The organism is Deltaproteobacteria bacterium, assembly GCA_012522415.1.
GTDB lineage: Bacteria > Desulfobacterota > Syntrophia > Syntrophales > JAAYKM01 > JAAYKM01.
Genome location: JAAYKM010000110.1, coordinates 1 through 14,936, shown reverse-complemented (window position 1 = coordinate 14,936; position 14,936 = coordinate 1). Strand labels below are relative to the sequence as shown.

Genomic DNA, 14,936 nt, shown 5'->3' with positions numbered 1-14,936 from the left:
GATAAAATTCTGAAATATCTCACCGTTAAGACCGCGGAAGAAATCACCGTCGGGGAAGTCGAGGAAATTATCGCCGCCGCCGTCAAGGCGGAGGAACCGGTGGAAGAAGAGAAAGACGGGGAGGCGACGACGGAGGAGGACGCTGCGGAGGAAAAGACGGACGCGGCTCCGGAGACAGAGGAGGAGAAAAAATGACACAGGGAAGCTATAGGCCCAGACCCCAGGGAGGATCCCGGCCCCAGAGAAGATTTTATCACAGGAGAAAGTTTTGCCGGTTCTGCTCCGATTCGAATCTGAAAATCGAGTACAAGGATCCCCAGTCCCTTCGTGATTTCCTGACCGAGCGGGGTAAAATCATGCCCCGGCGCATTACGGGGAGCTGCGCGAAACACCAGCGAGAAATTACCCTGGCCATCAAAAGGGCCCGGTCGATCGCCCTGCTGCCTTTCGTTGTGGCGGACGGCAGGTAGGCGGCGGGACCTTTTGCCCGCCGGGACCTGACGATTCCGGCGCCGGACGGGCAGGGCCTTTGTCCCGTCACGGCCAGATCCCGGGTACGGGCATTCCCCGCGTCCCGGCCGTGAATTGCGGGCGGGGGTACAGAAAGCACAGGAGGATTTCAATGGAGGTTATATTAAAGGAAGATATCGGCACTCTCGGCCAGGCGGGTGATATCGTCAAGGTCGCAGATGGTTACGGGCGGAATTATCTTGTTCCCCGTGGTCTTGCCGTGGAAGTCAGCAGGCGGAATATACGCATGATCGAGGAGCAGAAGAAACAGATTCTGCGCAAAACGGAAAGAGAGAGAAAAAAGGCGGAAGATTTTGCGACCCGTCTGTCGGAAGTCGTCTGCACCATTGCCCGGAAAGTCGGCGAGCAGGATAAATTGTTCGGCTCCGTCAACACCAGGGACATCGAGGAGAATCTCACCGCCCAGGGAATCACCGTGGATAGGAAGCACATCGTGCTGGAAGAACCCCTCAGGGAGTTGGGCGAATTCCCCGTGACGGTGAAATTGAGCGCCGGTGTCACCGCCGAAATCAAGGTGGTGGTCGTAGCCGAAAACTGATCCCGCCCGTCATGGAAGAACGCCCGGCGGGGGGCATTCTGCTCCCTCTTCCCTCATGACGGGTTCACGGGTTATTGTTCTTGTCAGGTCTTTGCAATATGCGCGCGAAAACGGATGCCGACGCATCCATCTATAAAGTACCCCCCCAGAACATGGAAGCCGAACAATCGGTTTTGGGGGGGATTTTACTTGATAACCACTCCCTGAACACCGTTCTCGAACTCCTTTCCAGTGATGATTTTTACACGGAGGGGCATCGCAAGATATTCAACGCCATTACGGAGCTTTCCGAGCGGGGTGAACCCAGCGATCTCGTCACCCTGAGCAGCCTGCTGAAGGACCGCAAGCACCTGGATCAGGTCGGCGGGATGGCTTACCTGGCCTCGCTTGTCGACAGCGTGCCTTCGGCCGCAAACATTGCCCATTATTGCCGTATCGTTAAAGAAAAGGCGGTTTTACGGAACCTGATCGCCACGGCGACGGGTATTCTGCAAAAGACCTACAATGCCGGGGCCGATGTGGACGCACTCCTGGACGAGGCGGAACATGCCATTTTCGAGATCTCGGAAAACAAGATTCGCCCCTCCTTTTTCACGATGAGGGAGATCGTCAAGGACAGCTTCCGGAAAATCGAAAAACTGGCCGAGAAAAAGGAACTCATCACCGGCGTGCCCACGGGATTCGGCAAGCTTGATGAAATCACATCGGGACTGCAAAATTCCGACCTGATCATCATCGCCGGCCGCCCGAGCATGGGAAAAACCGCGTTCGCCCTCAATATCGCCCAGAATGCCGCCATGAAATCGGGTGTGCCCGTGGCGGTGTTTTCCCTGGAAATGGCGAAGGAACAGCTCGCCCTCCGTATGCTCGCCTCGGAGGCCCGTGTCGATTCCCAGCGCTTGAGGAAGGGTTTCCTTGGGGAAACGGACTGGCCGAAGCTGGTCAAGGTGGCGAGTGAACTCTCGGAGGCCGCGATTTTCATCGATGATTCACCGGCCATCACCGTTCTCGAAATGAAGGCCAAGTCGCGGCGCCTGAAAGCGGACCAGGGCCTGGGCCTGATCATTCTCGATTATCTCCAGTTGATGAAGGGCGGTATGTTCAGGGAATCCCGGGAACAGGAAATTTCGGAAATCAGCCGATCCCTGAAAGCCTTGGCCAAGGAGCTGGAGGTGCCCATCATCGCCCTGTCCCAGTTGAACCGAAAGGTGGAGGATCGGACGAACCGCCGCCCCCAGATGGCGGATCTGCGCGAATCGGGTGCGATCGAGCAGGACGCGGACGTCATCGCCTTCATCTATAGGGACGAGGTCTATAACAAGGCGGAGGACAACCCCGAAAAGGGGATCGCGGAAATCATCATCGGGAAACAGCGTAACGGTCCCACGGGGACCATCAAGCTGGCTTTTCTGGAAAAGTACACCTGTTTTGAAAACCTTGCCCGTCCGGACGCGTACTCAATTGAGTAGAAGACGTTCCTTCTCCAGGTAGGGGAGCGCCAGTTGCAGTTTCTTCAGAGCCTGCTTCTCGATCTGCCGGGCCCGCTCCCGTGTGATGTTGTAGCGATCGCCGACTTGCTGTAGAGTCAGCGGTTCGTCGGACATGACGCGGTGTTTGACGATGAATGTTTCCCGTTCGTTCAGGTTGGCCATAGCGCCCGAGATATTCTTCTGCACCAGTTCCATTTCCTCTTTCCGGATCAGTTCCGCTTCCTGATCCTCCCCCTGGTAGGTCAGAAAATCAAGGTAGGTCGTGTCTTCCTCGTCGCTCAAATATGCGTTGAGCGACACATCCCGGTTCTTCAGGCGCAGTTCCATCTCCTCCACCTCCGCTTCCTTGACGTTCAGGGAATCGGCGATTTCCCGGAGTTCCGGATGTTTTTCCGACATGATCTCCAGTTCCTTCCGCGCCCGCTTCAACTTGAAGAAGAGTTTCCGCTGGGCCTGGGTTGTGCCGATTTTGACGATGCTCCAACTGCGGATGATGTAGTTCTGAATATAGGCCCGGATCCACCAGACCGCGTAGGAGATGAGCCGGTAACCCTTGTAGGGGTCGAATTTTTTGACGGCGTGCATGAGGCCGATATTGCCTTCCTGGATCAGGTCGATCAGTTTCAGATTGTAGTGCTTGTATTCATAGGCAATCTTGACAACGAAACGAAGGTTGGAAATCACCAGTTTTTCGGCGTCCTTCACATCCTTGTGTTTTTTCAGGTTGACGGCGAGGCGGAACTCCTCATCCGCTGAAATAAGGGGGATGCGATTGATTTCAGCAATATACATTTCAAGGGTGCCGGTGATCGCTGGCAGTTTCAAAATAATCCTCCGTAAGCTGGGACTGATTCCCTCTATTTTGATAACGGATTTTGGAGATTAGTCAACGTTTTTTTCCGTTGTCCAATGGTATCCGGACATTGACACCCCTTTCGCCGATGCTTAATATTACGGAAAAAACAACGGAAAGGAACGACGGGGCCGATGAAGACAATGGGCAAGGCGATGCTGGAATTCGCGTTTCAGATGGCGAGGAACATCGAGGCAAAGGCCGTTCTGTTGTATGCGGACATGGTGCCGGACCAGCATCTTCCCGATACCGTAGAGAACTTTCAGGTCATCGTCGTCAGCCGGGGCGATAAGGAGTTGCCCAGCCAGTACGAGGAACGGGCTACCGTTCTGAATGTGCCCGACGTCAATTTGACCCGTGTCGGCCAGATCAAGATTGCCATCGCCAAGGGGATCGTCATGGGGCTGTTTAAAAGGGGTGACCGCCTTGTCTGCCTCAGCGGGATCCCCCGGTTCGAATACCTGGACAGCCTTTTTGTGATCGATGTGGGAAAGGAATTTGAAATCCTGACGTCGGAGGATATTTCGGATATCCGGGAGATCGGGTACCCCGAAGTCTTCGGAACCCTGCTTTCCATAGCCCTGGAGCTGGCGGCGCAGGGTCGGGAGGGGCGCAGGGTCGGGACCATTTTCGTTCTGGGCGATCACGAGAGGGTGATGCAACTGTCCCGGCAGATGATCATCACCCCCTTTATGGGCTACCGCGACGAGGAGCGGAATATTCTGAACATGGACCTGAGGGAAACCATCAAGGAGCTGTCGGCTATCGACGGGGCGTTCGTCATCCAGAACAACGGGGTGATCGTCACGGCGGGCAGGCACCTGAGCGCGGCCCTGGAAAGCAAGGACTTTCCAAGGGGGCTTGGAAGCCGGCACATCGCGGCCGCCGGGATTACGAGTGTCACCGACGCCGTGGCCATTGTCGTTTCCGAATCGACGGGCATGGTGACGGTCTTAAAGAAAGGGAAAATTTTTGTGCGGATTGAAAAACCCACGGAATAGAGAGGTTATATGCGTTTCGACAAGTTTACATTGAAAGTGCAGGAGGGGCTTCAGGAGGCCCAGGGTGAGGCGGCCCGGTCGGGCCATCAGGCCATCGAGGCGGAGCACCTGCTGCTGGTCCTGCTACGGCAGGAAGGGGGCATTGTCGGGGAGATCCTCAGAAAAACGGGTATCGACCCGGCAAGGCTGGAAATGGAATTACGGCAATCTCTGGATAAACTGCCCCGGGTTTCCGGTGGCGGAACGGGGCAGGCCTATCTCGGCCAGCGCCTGAACCGGATACTGGACCGGGCGACACAGGAAGCGGCCCGGATGAAGGACGAGTACGTCAGTGCCGAACACATCCTGGTCGCCATGGCGGACGACAAGGAAGGGGTCGATGCCCTGCGGCAAAGCGGCGTGACCCGGGACGGGATCTTCCAGGTGCTTCTGGATATCCGGGGTAATCAACGCATTACGGATCCGAATCCGGAGGAAAAATATCAGGCTCTGAAACGATACGCGAAAGATTTCAACGAACTGGCCAGGAAGGGTTCCTTCGATCCCGTGATCGGCCGGGATGAGGAAATCCGCCGGATCATGCAGGTTCTATCCCGCCGTACCAAGAACAACCCGGTGCTGATCGGGGAGCCCGGTGTCGGCAAGACGGCCATCGTGGAGGGCCTGGCTCAACGAATTGTCAACGGCGATGTGCCGGAGAGCTTGAAGGACAAACGCGTGATCGGCCTCGATATCGGTTCTCTCGTCGCGGGAGCCAAGTACCGTGGTGAATTCGAGGAACGTTTGAAGGCGGTGCTCAAGGAAGTGACGAGTGCGGAGGGGGAAATCATCCTGTTCATCGACGAGATTCACACGGTGGTCGGAGCCGGCGCGGCGGAAGGGTCGGTCGATGCTTCGAACATGCTGAAACCCGCCCTGGCCCGGGGAGAGCTGCGCTGTGTCGGCGCGACGACCCTGAACGAGTACCGCAAGCACATTGAAAAGGACCCGGCCCTGGAGCGCCGATTCCAGCCGATCCTGGTCAAGGAGCCGACGGTGGAGGATACCATTGCCATCCTCCGGGGACTGAAGGAGCGTTACGAGGTGCACCATGGGGTCCGGATCAAGGACGTGGCCATTATTGCCGCCGCGACCCTGTCCAACCGGTATATCAGCGACCGCTTTCTTCCGGACAAGGCGGTGGATCTGATTGACGAGGCGGCGTCCCGGCTGAGAATCGAACTTGACAGCATGCCCGCCGAAATCGACGTCATCGACCGCAAGGTCATCCAGTTGGAGATCGAACGACAGTCCCTGAAAAACGAGACGGACCCGACATCGGTGGAACGGCGGGACCGGATCGACCAGGAACTGGGGGAACTGAAAGAAACGATGGACCGGATGAAACTCCATTGGTCGTCTGAAAAGGAAATCATCAAAAAAATCCAGCAGATCAAGGGGCAGATGGAAGCCCTCAAAACGGAGGAAATGAACGCCCAGCGGGACGGAAATCTGGCCCTGGCGGCGGAAATCCGCTACGGGAAGATGGTGGAGCTGAACAGGGAGCTGGAGAAGGACCAGGAGGAACTGGCGGCGAAACAGCAGGAAAGCGCCATGCTCAAGGAAGAGGTGGACGCCGAGGATGTGGCGGAGGTGGTGGCCAACTGGACCGGCATTCCCGTGGCCAGGATGATGGAGAGTGATGTCAACAAGCTGGTTCACATGGAAGAACGGCTCAAAATGCGGGTCATCGGCCAGGATGAGGGTATCGCCGCCGTTTCCAGGGCGCTTCGCCGGGCGCGTTCGGGGCTTCAGGATCCCAACCGTCCCATCGGGTCGTTTATTTTTCTCGGTCCCACCGGGGTGGGGAAAACCGAACTGGCGAGAGCCCTCGCCGAATTCATGTTCGACAACGAACAGGCCATGATCCGCGTGGATATGTCGGAATATATGGAGAAACATTCCGTGGCCCGCCTGATCGGGGCCCCTCCCGGCTATGTGGGTTATGACGAGGGGGGGTATCTGACCGAGGCGGTTCGAAGGCGGCCTTATGCGGTTTTATTGTTCGACGAGATCGAGAAGGCCCATCCGGATGTCTTCAATATTCTGCTTCAGATCCTGGACGACGGGCGCCTCACCGACGGCCATGGGCGGACGGTGGATTTCAAGAACACCATTATCATCATGACCTCCAATGTGGGCGGTCAGTGGCTTCAGAATCAGAAGCTGAGCGATGAGGAGAAGCATCAGCGCACCATGGACACGCTGAAAGCGACCTTCAGGCCCGAGTTCCTGAACCGGATCGACGACATCATCACCTTCCGGCCCCTGGACATCGAGGATATCGACCGGATCGTTCTGATCCAGCTCGCCCTGATTCAGAAGCGCCTCGACGAACGCAAACTCGCCATCGAATTGACAGAGGATGCGAAACATTATATAGCTCGGGAAGGTTACAATCCCGCTTACGGCGCAAGGCCCCTGAAGCGGGCGCTCCAGAAGATCGTTCTGGATCACCTGGCGCTCCGGATTCTGGACGGGACCTTCAGGGAAGGGGACGAGATTCTCGTCGATCTCGATAAAGAGGGTAAAATTGTTTTCACGAAGAAGTAGCCGAAGGGATGCGAGGACAGGATGAATACGTTGAGAACGGTATTTTTGCTCGGTGCGCTGACGGGTCTGCTGATGTTGATCGGGGGGTACTTCGGCGGACAAAATGGGGTGGTCATCGCCTTCGTTTTTGCCGTGGTCATGAATTTCGGGAGCTACTGGTTCTCCGATAAGATCGTTCTGCGGATGTACAACGCCCAGGAAGTGACGGAAACCCAGGCCCCGGAGTTTTACAATCTGGTAAAGGAACTGGCCATGAAGGCTTCCATGCCCATGCCCAGAGTCTACATTATTCCCCAGGACACCCCGAACGCCTTCGCGACCGGGCGCGATGAAAAGCACGCCGTGGTCGCCGCCACGGAGGGGATCCTCCGGATCCTCAACCGGGATGAACTGGAGGGGGTCATGGCCCACGAGCTGACCCACATAAAGAACAAGGATATGCTGATCGGTTCCATTGCGGCGACGATCGCCGGGGCGATCGTCATGCTGGCGAACATGGCCAAGTTCGCCGCGATCTTCGGGGGGCGGGGCAGTGACGACGACGGAGGCGGAGCCAACATGATCGGCCTCATCGTCATGGCCGTGCTGGCTCCCCTGGCGGCGATGGTCATTCAGATGGCCATCTCCCGGTCTCGGGAGTACATGGCCGATGAGGGAGGCGCGCAAATATCGGGTAAACCCTGGGGTTTGGCCAACGCCCTGAAGAAAATTTCCCGGGCGTCCCATCAGATTCCCATGGAAGCCAACCCTCAGACGGCCCATATGTTCATTGTCAACCCGCTTTCGGGTCGTGCCATGATGCGTCTTTTCAGTACCCATCCCTCGGTGGAGGAAAGGGTGGCCAGGCTGGAAGCCATGAGGCCGGGGAAACAGGCCATCCGGTAAACCATTAAACCGACCGTGAACGGAGGAGCCCATGGAAGAGGAAAAAAAGGGACAGGGGTTTGTCGTCCGGGACAAACGCCACTTCGACAAAGCGGGAAATGTACAGTCTCAAGCCCCCACTGCAGAGCCGGCGGACCGATCCGCGGGAGACACCTTGAGGGACGCCGGGCCTGCCCTGGAGGCGGGAAAGGACGAACGGGCCGACGGGGCTTATCCGGCAATGGATTTCACCGGCTTTATCCTCTCCCTGAGTACGGCGGCCATGTACCATTTCGGCGATATTCCCGATCCCTATACGCAAAAGCGGGAGAAGAACCTGACCGCAGCCCGGCAAACGATTGATATCCTGAGCATGATTCAGGAGAAAACCCGGGGGAACCTGGACGAACAGGAGAAAGAGATCCTCGGGGGGGCTCTTTATGAATTGAGGATGCGTTTTGTGAAAGAAAAAGACGCGTCATGATCGAGGTCCCGTCCCCGTCCAAGATCAATCTCCACCTGCGTGTTTTGCGCAAACGTCCGGATGGGTATCATGACATTGCCACCCTGATGCAGAAAATCAGTCTGCAGGACACCATGGTGTTTTCCAGCCGGGAAGAAGGTGTTGAGATCACATGTCCCGGTTTTCCTCAATTGGAAAATGAGGATAATATCGTTTTTCGGGCCGTCAAGGCCCTTTTTTGTGATGTCGCTTATCAGGGTGGGGTGGGAATCGTTCTTCACAAAAGAATCCCCGTGGGGGCCGGTCTGGGCGGCGGCAGTTCCAACGCGGCCACGACCCTGGTTGCCCTTAACGACATGCTGCGATTCGACCTTTCCCGGGAGGCCCTGATGGCCATCGGCGCCCGGCTCGGCGCCGATGTGCCGTTTTTTATTTACGGCAACCGGGCCTGGGCCTTCGGTATCGGAGACCGCCTGGAATCTGCCGCGGATCTGCCGCCTCTGTGGTTCGTTCTGGTCAACCCCCGCTTCGAGCTTTCTACGGCACAGGTTTACAGCGGACTCAATTTAACATTGACAAACACGCCAATAAATTATAGCATCCCCCGATTTTCCACGATAGGCGACTTGGTGGAAGGTCTGCAAAATGATTTAGAAAAAGTCTCCCTTGCCCTCTGTCCCGCCCTGAAAGGACTCAAGGGTCGTTTGATGGGACTGGGTGCCCGGGGAGCGCTGATGTCGGGAAGCGGACCCACGGTTTACGGGGTGTTTGAACGGGAGCGTGAAGCGCTGCGGGCCGCCGATGTTCTGAAGAAAAACGAAGACTGGTTTGTTGCGGTCGCCGCTTCATTATAAGTCTCCCGAAAGCTTTCCCGCGCAGGCAAAGGGCGATTGTTGGGGCGTCGTCAAGCGGTAAGACACAAGATTTTGGTTCTTGCATTCGGAGGTTCGAATCCTCCCGCCCCAACCACATATCTTCACGGAAAGGGAGTTCCATGCTCGAGCGAATGAGAATATTTTCAGGAAACGCCAATATCGCTCTGGCGGAAAGGATATGCCGGTCTCTGGGCGTACCTTTGGGAAAAGCCAATGTCACCACCTTCAGCGATGGCGAAAGTCGGGTGGAGATCAACGAAAATGTCCGGGGTATGGATGTGTTCATCGTCCAACCCACCTGTCCTCCCGTCAATCTCATGTTGATGGAACTGCTCATCATGACCGACGCCATGAAACGGGCCTCGGCAGACCGGATCACGGCAGTCATTCCCTATTACGGTTACGGTCGACAGGACCGGAAGGTTCTCCCCCGGGCGCCTATTACGGCGAAGCTTGTCGCCGACCTGATTCACAGGGCGGGCGCCGACCGGGTCCTGGCCATGGACCTCCACGCAGGCCAGATCCAGGGTTTTTTCGATATTCCCGTGGACAATCTTTTCGCCGCGCCGGTCCTCCTCGAGTATATGCGTGACCATTATCAGGACAACATGGTCATCGTGTCTCCCGACACAGGCGGTGTGGAACGGGCCCGGGCTTTCGCCTCCCGGTTGGGGGCAAGTCTGGCGATTATCGATAAGCGCCGGGAAGGACCGAATGAATCCCAGGTGATGAATATCATCGGGAACGTCGAGGGGAAAAAGGTCGTGATTCTGGACGACATGGTGGATACGGCGGGGACGGTCGTGCAGGCCGGGAAAGCATTGGAAGGAGCGGGGGCTCTGGAGGTCAGTGTTTGCTGCACCCACCCGGTTTTGTCCGGTCCCGCGATTGACCGGCTCGAGGAGTCCAATATAACGGAACTCATCGTGACGGACACCATTCCGCTTCATGACCGGGCGAAAGCCTGCAACCGCATTAAGGTGCTGTCCGTGGCGGCCCTTTTAAGCGAGGCGGTCAGGAGGATTTATTACAACGAATCGGTGAGTTCGTTGTTTATTTGAGTACGGGACTACCCGCGGACCGTCTTTTCGGCCTCGGCATGACAAGGGGTGCAAAACGGTACCCCGCCCGGGAAAGGGAAGGCGCCCAAGGGGTTGAAAAGCTTGCCTGATGGGGGAGATGGGAGGTGAAGCTGATTGCCGGATTGGGAAATCCGGGGCCGCGCTATCAATTGAGCCGGCATAATTTCGGATTTCTGGTTATTGACAGACTGGCGTGCCTCTACGGGATCGAGCTCAATCGAAAGGATTTCGAGGCTCATTGGGGTAGGGGGAAAATAGAAGGCATTCCTGTGCTGCTGGCTAAGCCGCAGACATTTATGAATTTGAGCGGTATCGCGGTGCAACGGTTGGCTGGTTTTTTCAGGGTGGAATTGAGCGATGCCGTGATGGTTCATGACGACTTGGATTTGCCTTTTGCAACCATTCGCCTGAAGGAGGGTGGCGGACATGGCGGGCATCGGGGATTGATGTCCGTCGAAGATCATTTGGGAGGAGCCGGTTTCAAACGGCTTCGCTTGGGGATCGGCCGGCCCTGTGAAGGGATGACGACGGAACGTTACGTTCTGCAACCGTTTTCGGAAGAGGAGGAAAATGCTCTTCCGGATATTCTGAAGCGGGCATGCGGGGCGGTCAAGGTTGTCGTTACGGAAGGCATGCAGAAGGCCATGAATCAGTATCATATCAGGGATGCTGTAAAAATTAATTCTAGGAGGTTAGGTGATGTTTAAAGGTAATCGTTTGTTGTCCATTCTTTTCGCAGCCATCATCGGGGTCCTGATGACGGCGCCTCTCGCCGTTGCGGGCGAGGCGGACATCATACTGCCGGACCTCTCCCAGGTCGCATTCGTGGGGGGGACACTCGGTGGTTTGACTATTCTCAATTGGGGCCTGCTGATCTGTGTGATCGGCCTGGGGTTCGGTCTGTTGCAGTACGCGCAGACCAAAAATCTGCCTGCCCATCAGGCGATGCTGGACGTATCCAACACAATCTGGGAAACCTGCAAGACCTACATCATTCAGCAGGGCAAGTTTCTGACGGCCCTGTGGGTATTGATCGCTGCATGTATGATTTACTATTTCTCCGTTCTCTCTCATATGCCGATGAAGGAAGTGGGAATCATTCTTGCGTGTTCCATCCTTGGCATTCTGGGTTCCTATGTTGTGGCCTGGTTCGGTATTCGGATCAACACGGTGGCGAACTCCCGGGCCGCCTTCGCATCCCTGAAGGGGAGGCCCCTGGGCATGCTGAATATCTGCCTGCGTTCGGGTATGAGTGTGGGGCTGCTCCTGGTCAGTGTCGAACTCTTCTTTATGATTCTCATTCTGGCCTATCTGGGAGAACTGGCCGGTCCCTGTTTCATCGGTTTTGCCATCGGTGAGTCCCTGGGAGCCAGCGCCCTCCGTATCTGCGGGGGTATCTTCACGAAGATCGCCGACATCGGTTCGGACCTCATGAAGATCGTCTTCCACCTTCCGGAAGACGACCCGAAAAACCCCGGTGTCATCGCTGACTGTACGGGTGACAACGCCGGCGACAGCGTCGGTCCCTCGGCGGACGGTTTTGAAACCTACGGCGTGACGGGCGTCGCCCTCATCGCTTTCATCGCCCTGGCTCTGGCGGACAATCCGGAAATGGGCGGCAAACTGGTCGTCTGGATCTTTGCCATGCGTATCCTCATGATCCTTACGTCCCTGGCCTCCTACTTCACGAACCACGCCCTGAACAACGCCCTGTTCGGCAACAAGAAGGAATTCAACTTCGAGCATCCCCTGACCACCCTGGTCTGGATCACCTCGATCGTTTCGATTGTGGTTACCTTTTGCGCCAGCTACTACCTGCTGTCCGATCTCGACCCGGTCAAGTACAGTTCCCTCTGGTGGGCTCTGGCCATCATCATCAGTTGCGGAACCATTGCCGGTGCTCTGATCCCGGAACTCACGAAGGTTTTCACCAGCCCCACGTCCCGGCACTGCGAGGAAACGGTAAACGCCTCCCGTCAGGGCGGCCCTTCGCTGAACATCCTCTCCGGTCTGGTCGCGGGTAACCTGTCCGCCTTCTGGGGGGGCCTGACCATTCTGTTCCTCATGTTCATTGCCTATGTGGTGTCGCAGGATGCGTCGATCTTGCATCTCATGCCGCCTGAGTACACCTTTGCCGCGCCGGTCTTCGCTTTCGGTCTCGTGGCCTTTGGTTTCCTGGGCATGGGTCCTGTGACGATCGCCGTCGACAGCTTCGGGCCCGTATCCGATAACGCCCAGTCCATTTACGAGCTGTCCATGATCGAGTCCATTCCCAACGTGAAAAACGAGATCAAGAAAAACTTCGGTTTCGAGCCTGACTTTGACTATTCAAAGCATTACCTGGAAAGTGCGGACGGTGCCGGAAACACCTTCAAGGCCACGGCAAAACCCGTTCTGATCGGCACGGCCGTGGTCGGCGCGACGACAATGGTGTTCGGGATCATCATCCTTCTCGAGCGGCTCTTTGGAGACGTCATCGCGAAACTCTCCCTGGTGCAGCCGGAAATCATCCTCGGTCTCCTCATGGGCGGTGCCGTGATTTACTGGTTCACCGGCGCCTCCATTCAGGCCGTCGTGACGGGGGCCTACCAGGCGGTGGTGTACATCAAACAAAACATCGATCTGAGCAAGAAGGCGGCGTCGATCGAGGACAGCAAGGAAGTTGTCAGGATCTGTACGGTTTACGCCCAGAAGGGAATGATCAACATCTTCATCGTCATTTTCTTCATGGCCCTTGGCCTGGCCTTCTTCAACCCCTACTTCTTCATCGGTTACCTGATCGGTATCGCCTTCTTCGGCCTGTTCCAGGCTATCTTCATGGCGAACGCCGGTGGATGCTGGGACAACGCCAAGAAGATCGTTGAAGTCGATCTGCAGGAAAAGAACACGCCGCTTCACGAGGCGACCGTCGTCGGCGACACCGTCGGCGACCCCTTCAAGGACACCTCCTCGGTTTCTTTGAACCCGGTCATCAAGTTTACGACCCTGTTCGGTCTGCTGGCAACGGAAATCGCCGTGACCATGACCAACCAGGGGCTGAAACTGGGCCTTGCGGTGGGCTTCTTTCTCATTGCCTGTATTTTCGTGTACCGGTCCTTCTACAGCATGAGAATTTCGGCGGAACAACTGTAATCTGTTTTAATGAAGGGGGAAGGCGGAGGCCTTCCCCCTTTTCCTTTTAAAAAGATATCCCGTAAAGGGGTGGCATATTTGTCGTAACGGTAAGGAGGGACGTGATGGGGCCTTCTCTGAAAGGGGACTTGTTTCGGGAGAGAGGGGATCTTGGGGCCTGTGTCAATTTTCATGGTCACCTCTGTCCGGGTCTGGTTTACGGTTACCGTGTCGCCGGAGAAGCGATGCAGCGACTTGGCCTCTCTCGATCGGAGGACGAGGAAACGGTGGTGATTTCCGAAAACGATTCCTGCGCCGTCGATGCCTTTCAGGTGATTTTGGGGGCAACGATTGGAAAGGGAAACCTGCTTCTCAGGGATTACGGGAAAAACGCCTACACGGTGTTTGACCGCGGGACGGGGCGGGCGCTGCGTTTTATCCGCCGCAAGGCTTACGCCTACGGGGGAGAAGAGAAGGCGGAGTACGCCGCTTTGGAAAAAAGGATGAACGACGGGATCGCCACCCTGGACGACCTTAAACGGCAGAAGTACCTTAAGGCCCTGGATCTGCTTGAGTCGCCCTTTTCCGATCTTTACGACACGGAAGAGATCGATGCCCCGGTCATGCCTCCCTATGCCGCGCTGGCCCCATCCCTGCCCTGTGACCGTTGCGGGGAAATGACCATGGCCTCCCGCCTGATCACGACATCGGATGGAGAACGCCGCTGCCCCGTCTGTGCGGAGACGAAAGGCCCGTCCTGAACCTCCCCACGGACCCTCGGGTCTGCTTTCCGTGCCGATGGCGCCTGCTTGCTCACGAGGGTTTTCCGTCCACACCGATCATCCGCAGGAGCGCTTTAACCGTCCCCGACCATTTGTCGTTCTCCTCGGCCGATGCGGAGTTCAAGGTGGTAAGCACAACGAACCAGGCAAGCAAAATCCAAAGCCGACGGCACCTCATGTCCCCCTCTTCTTTTTTATGGATGAAATGCGGCGCAAATAAAACGATCATTCTGGCTTTCCGGTCATCCTCCCAGCCCCCTCAATGGCCGTGTGCCGTTTTCCACCCGACGGGTTTCCCTTTCGCATCCCCCCGGTCCACTGAAAGGGCCTACCCATCGTTTTCCGGTGGGTCCGGTTCGCGTTTAAAAAAAGCATACACCTGAAAAAACGGGTACGTGATGCCCACAAGGCTGACGAGAATCGTGAAGCTTCCGGAAAAGAAGAACATCAGAAAAAGCTGGGGGTGCTTCAGGTCGTAGGTGCCGATCAGGACTTCCACCCCGAATATGAACAGAAAAATCGATAAAAACCCGACGACCAGAATTTTTACCCACCAGAACCCGGAACCCATGTTTACGCGACCCTCGCTTTCTCTAGGAGTTTGATCGATCCGGAAGAAATTCCGGTAACGTTCCGAACAGATATGCCGGATTGGGAGGAGCATGTCAAGACGAGTCCGTCGCGGCGGCCCATGCCTTGCCCCGCCTGGGGTCCCCCCCGGGTTACGGCTCATTTCCTCCTTGACAACTCAGGG

Annotated in this window: 16 protein-coding genes and 1 tRNA gene; 14 read left to right on the top strand and 3 right to left on the bottom strand. The window is 56.6% G+C overall.

Annotated elements, in window-relative coordinates; all coding sequences use genetic code 11:
* The 4 genes from GX147_09170 to dnaB all read left to right on the top strand — a co-directional run.
* Positions 1-195 (top strand): hypothetical protein (locus GX147_09170; protein NLN60849.1); only part of this gene is annotated, 195 nt, incomplete at its 5' end.
* Positions 192-470, top strand: a complete 279-nt coding sequence (locus tag GX147_09165) for a 30S ribosomal protein S18 (GenBank protein NLN60848.1) — start codon at positions 192-194, stop codon at positions 468-470. The genes GX147_09170 and GX147_09165, both read left to right, overlap by 4 nt.
* A 152-nt stretch (positions 471-622) precedes the next feature.
* Positions 623-1,069, top strand: a complete 447-nt coding sequence (locus tag GX147_09160; protein ID NLN60847.1) for a 50S ribosomal protein L9 — start codon at positions 623-625, stop codon at positions 1,067-1,069.
* A 98-nt stretch (positions 1,070-1,167) separates the two neighbouring features.
* A complete protein-coding gene (gene dnaB / locus GX147_09155) occupies positions 1,168-2,538 on the top strand; it encodes a replicative DNA helicase (protein NLN60846.1) in 1,371 nt (456 codons plus the stop codon).
* On the opposite strand, the gene rpoH is transcribed toward dnaB, so the two are convergent.
* Positions 2,527-3,390: an RNA polymerase sigma factor RpoH gene (gene rpoH, locus GX147_09150; GenBank protein ID NLN60845.1), complete on the bottom strand. Its 864-nt coding sequence runs from the start codon at positions 3,388-3,390 to the stop codon at positions 2,527-2,529. The genes dnaB and rpoH overlap by 12 nt on opposite strands.
* A gap of 156 nt (positions 3,391-3,546) precedes the next feature.
* On the opposite strand from rpoH, the gene GX147_09145 reads away from it, so the two are divergent.
* The 10 genes from GX147_09145 to GX147_09100 all read left to right on the top strand — a co-directional run bounded on the left by GX147_09145 (position 3,547) and on the right by GX147_09100 (position 14,161).
* Positions 3,547-4,413, top strand: a complete 867-nt coding sequence (locus GX147_09145) for a hypothetical protein (protein NLN60844.1) — start codon at positions 3,547-3,549, stop codon at positions 4,411-4,413.
* Positions 4,414-4,422: 9 nt separating this feature from the next.
* On the top strand, positions 4,423-7,005 hold the full coding sequence (gene clpB / locus GX147_09140; protein NLN60843.1) for an ATP-dependent chaperone ClpB: 2,583 nt from the start codon (positions 4,423-4,425) through the stop codon (positions 7,003-7,005).
* Between the two features lie 21 nt (positions 7,006-7,026).
* Positions 7,027-7,890 (top strand): zinc metalloprotease HtpX, encoded by an 864-nt coding sequence (gene htpX / locus GX147_09135; protein NLN60842.1) that lies wholly within the window; start codon positions 7,027-7,029, stop codon positions 7,888-7,890.
* Positions 7,891-8,110: 220 nt separating this feature from the next.
* On the top strand, positions 8,111-8,353 hold the full coding sequence (locus GX147_09130; protein ID NLN60841.1) for a DUF1844 domain-containing protein: 243 nt from the start codon (positions 8,111-8,113) through the stop codon (positions 8,351-8,353).
* On the top strand, positions 8,350-9,186 hold the full coding sequence (ispE, locus tag GX147_09125; GenBank protein NLN60840.1) for a 4-(cytidine 5'-diphospho)-2-C-methyl-D-erythritol kinase: 837 nt from the start codon (positions 8,350-8,352) through the stop codon (positions 9,184-9,186). The genes GX147_09130 and ispE overlap by 4 nt, the downstream gene beginning before the upstream one ends.
* Before the next feature lie 40 nt (positions 9,187-9,226).
* Positions 9,227-9,301: transfer RNA gene (locus GX147_09120), tRNA-Gln, on the top strand.
* 25 nt (positions 9,302-9,326) lie between these two features.
* Complete coding sequence (locus tag GX147_09115; GenBank protein NLN60839.1) at positions 9,327-10,268, top strand: ribose-phosphate pyrophosphokinase; 942 nt, start codon at positions 9,327-9,329, stop codon at positions 10,266-10,268.
* Between the two features lie 125 nt (positions 10,269-10,393).
* On the top strand, positions 10,394-10,996 hold the full coding sequence (locus GX147_09110; protein ID NLN60838.1) for an aminoacyl-tRNA hydrolase: 603 nt from the start codon (positions 10,394-10,396) through the stop codon (positions 10,994-10,996).
* Complete coding sequence (locus GX147_09105) at positions 10,989-13,421, top strand: sodium-translocating pyrophosphatase (protein ID NLN60837.1); 2,433 nt, start codon at positions 10,989-10,991, stop codon at positions 13,419-13,421. The genes GX147_09110 and GX147_09105 overlap by 8 nt, the downstream gene beginning before the upstream one ends.
* 104 nt (positions 13,422-13,525) lie before the next feature.
* Positions 13,526-14,161: a formylmethanofuran dehydrogenase gene (locus GX147_09100; protein NLN60836.1), complete on the top strand. Its 636-nt coding sequence runs from the start codon at positions 13,526-13,528 to the stop codon at positions 14,159-14,161.
* 52 nt (positions 14,162-14,213) lie between these two features.
* Here the strand turns inward: GX147_09100 and GX147_09095 are convergent, their stop codons facing one another.
* Positions 14,214-14,411, bottom strand: a complete 198-nt coding sequence (locus tag GX147_09095; GenBank protein NLN60835.1) for a hypothetical protein — start codon at positions 14,409-14,411, stop codon at positions 14,214-14,216.
* Between the two features lie 99 nt (positions 14,412-14,510).
* Positions 14,511-14,915: a hypothetical protein gene (locus GX147_09090; protein NLN60834.1), complete on the bottom strand. Its 405-nt coding sequence runs from the start codon at positions 14,913-14,915 to the stop codon at positions 14,511-14,513.
* Between the last annotated feature and the right edge of the window lie 21 nt (positions 14,916-14,936).

Coding starts and splice junctions, on each gene's coding strand:
- clpB (NLN60843.1), top strand. CDS start 4,423: ATGCGTTTCGACAAGTTTACATTGAAAGTGCAGGAGGGGCTTCAGGAG.
- GX147_09115 (NLN60839.1), top strand. CDS start 9,327: ATGCTCGAGCGAATGAGAATATTTTCAGGAAACGCCAATATCGCTCTG.
- GX147_09095 (NLN60835.1), bottom strand. CDS start 14,411: ATGATCGTTTTATTTGCGCCGCATTTCATCCATAAAAAAGAAGAGGGG.
- GX147_09090 (NLN60834.1), bottom strand. CDS start 14,915: ATGAGCCGTAACCCGGGGGGGACCCCAGGCGGGGCAAGGCATGGGCCG.
- htpX (NLN60842.1), top strand. CDS start 7,027: ATGAATACGTTGAGAACGGTATTTTTGCTCGGTGCGCTGACGGGTCTG.
- ispE (NLN60840.1), top strand. CDS start 8,350: ATGATCGAGGTCCCGTCCCCGTCCAAGATCAATCTCCACCTGCGTGTT.
- GX147_09100 (NLN60836.1), top strand. CDS start 13,526: ATGGGGCCTTCTCTGAAAGGGGACTTGTTTCGGGAGAGAGGGGATCTT.
- dnaB (NLN60846.1), top strand. CDS start 1,168: ATGCGCGCGAAAACGGATGCCGACGCATCCATCTATAAAGTACCCCCC.
- GX147_09105 (NLN60837.1), top strand. CDS start 10,989: ATGTTTAAAGGTAATCGTTTGTTGTCCATTCTTTTCGCAGCCATCATC.
- GX147_09160 (NLN60847.1), top strand. CDS start 623: ATGGAGGTTATATTAAAGGAAGATATCGGCACTCTCGGCCAGGCGGGT.
- GX147_09130 (NLN60841.1), top strand. CDS start 8,111: ATGGATTTCACCGGCTTTATCCTCTCCCTGAGTACGGCGGCCATGTAC.
- GX147_09165 (NLN60848.1), top strand. CDS start 192: ATGACACAGGGAAGCTATAGGCCCAGACCCCAGGGAGGATCCCGGCCC.
- GX147_09145 (NLN60844.1), top strand. CDS start 3,547: ATGAAGACAATGGGCAAGGCGATGCTGGAATTCGCGTTTCAGATGGCG.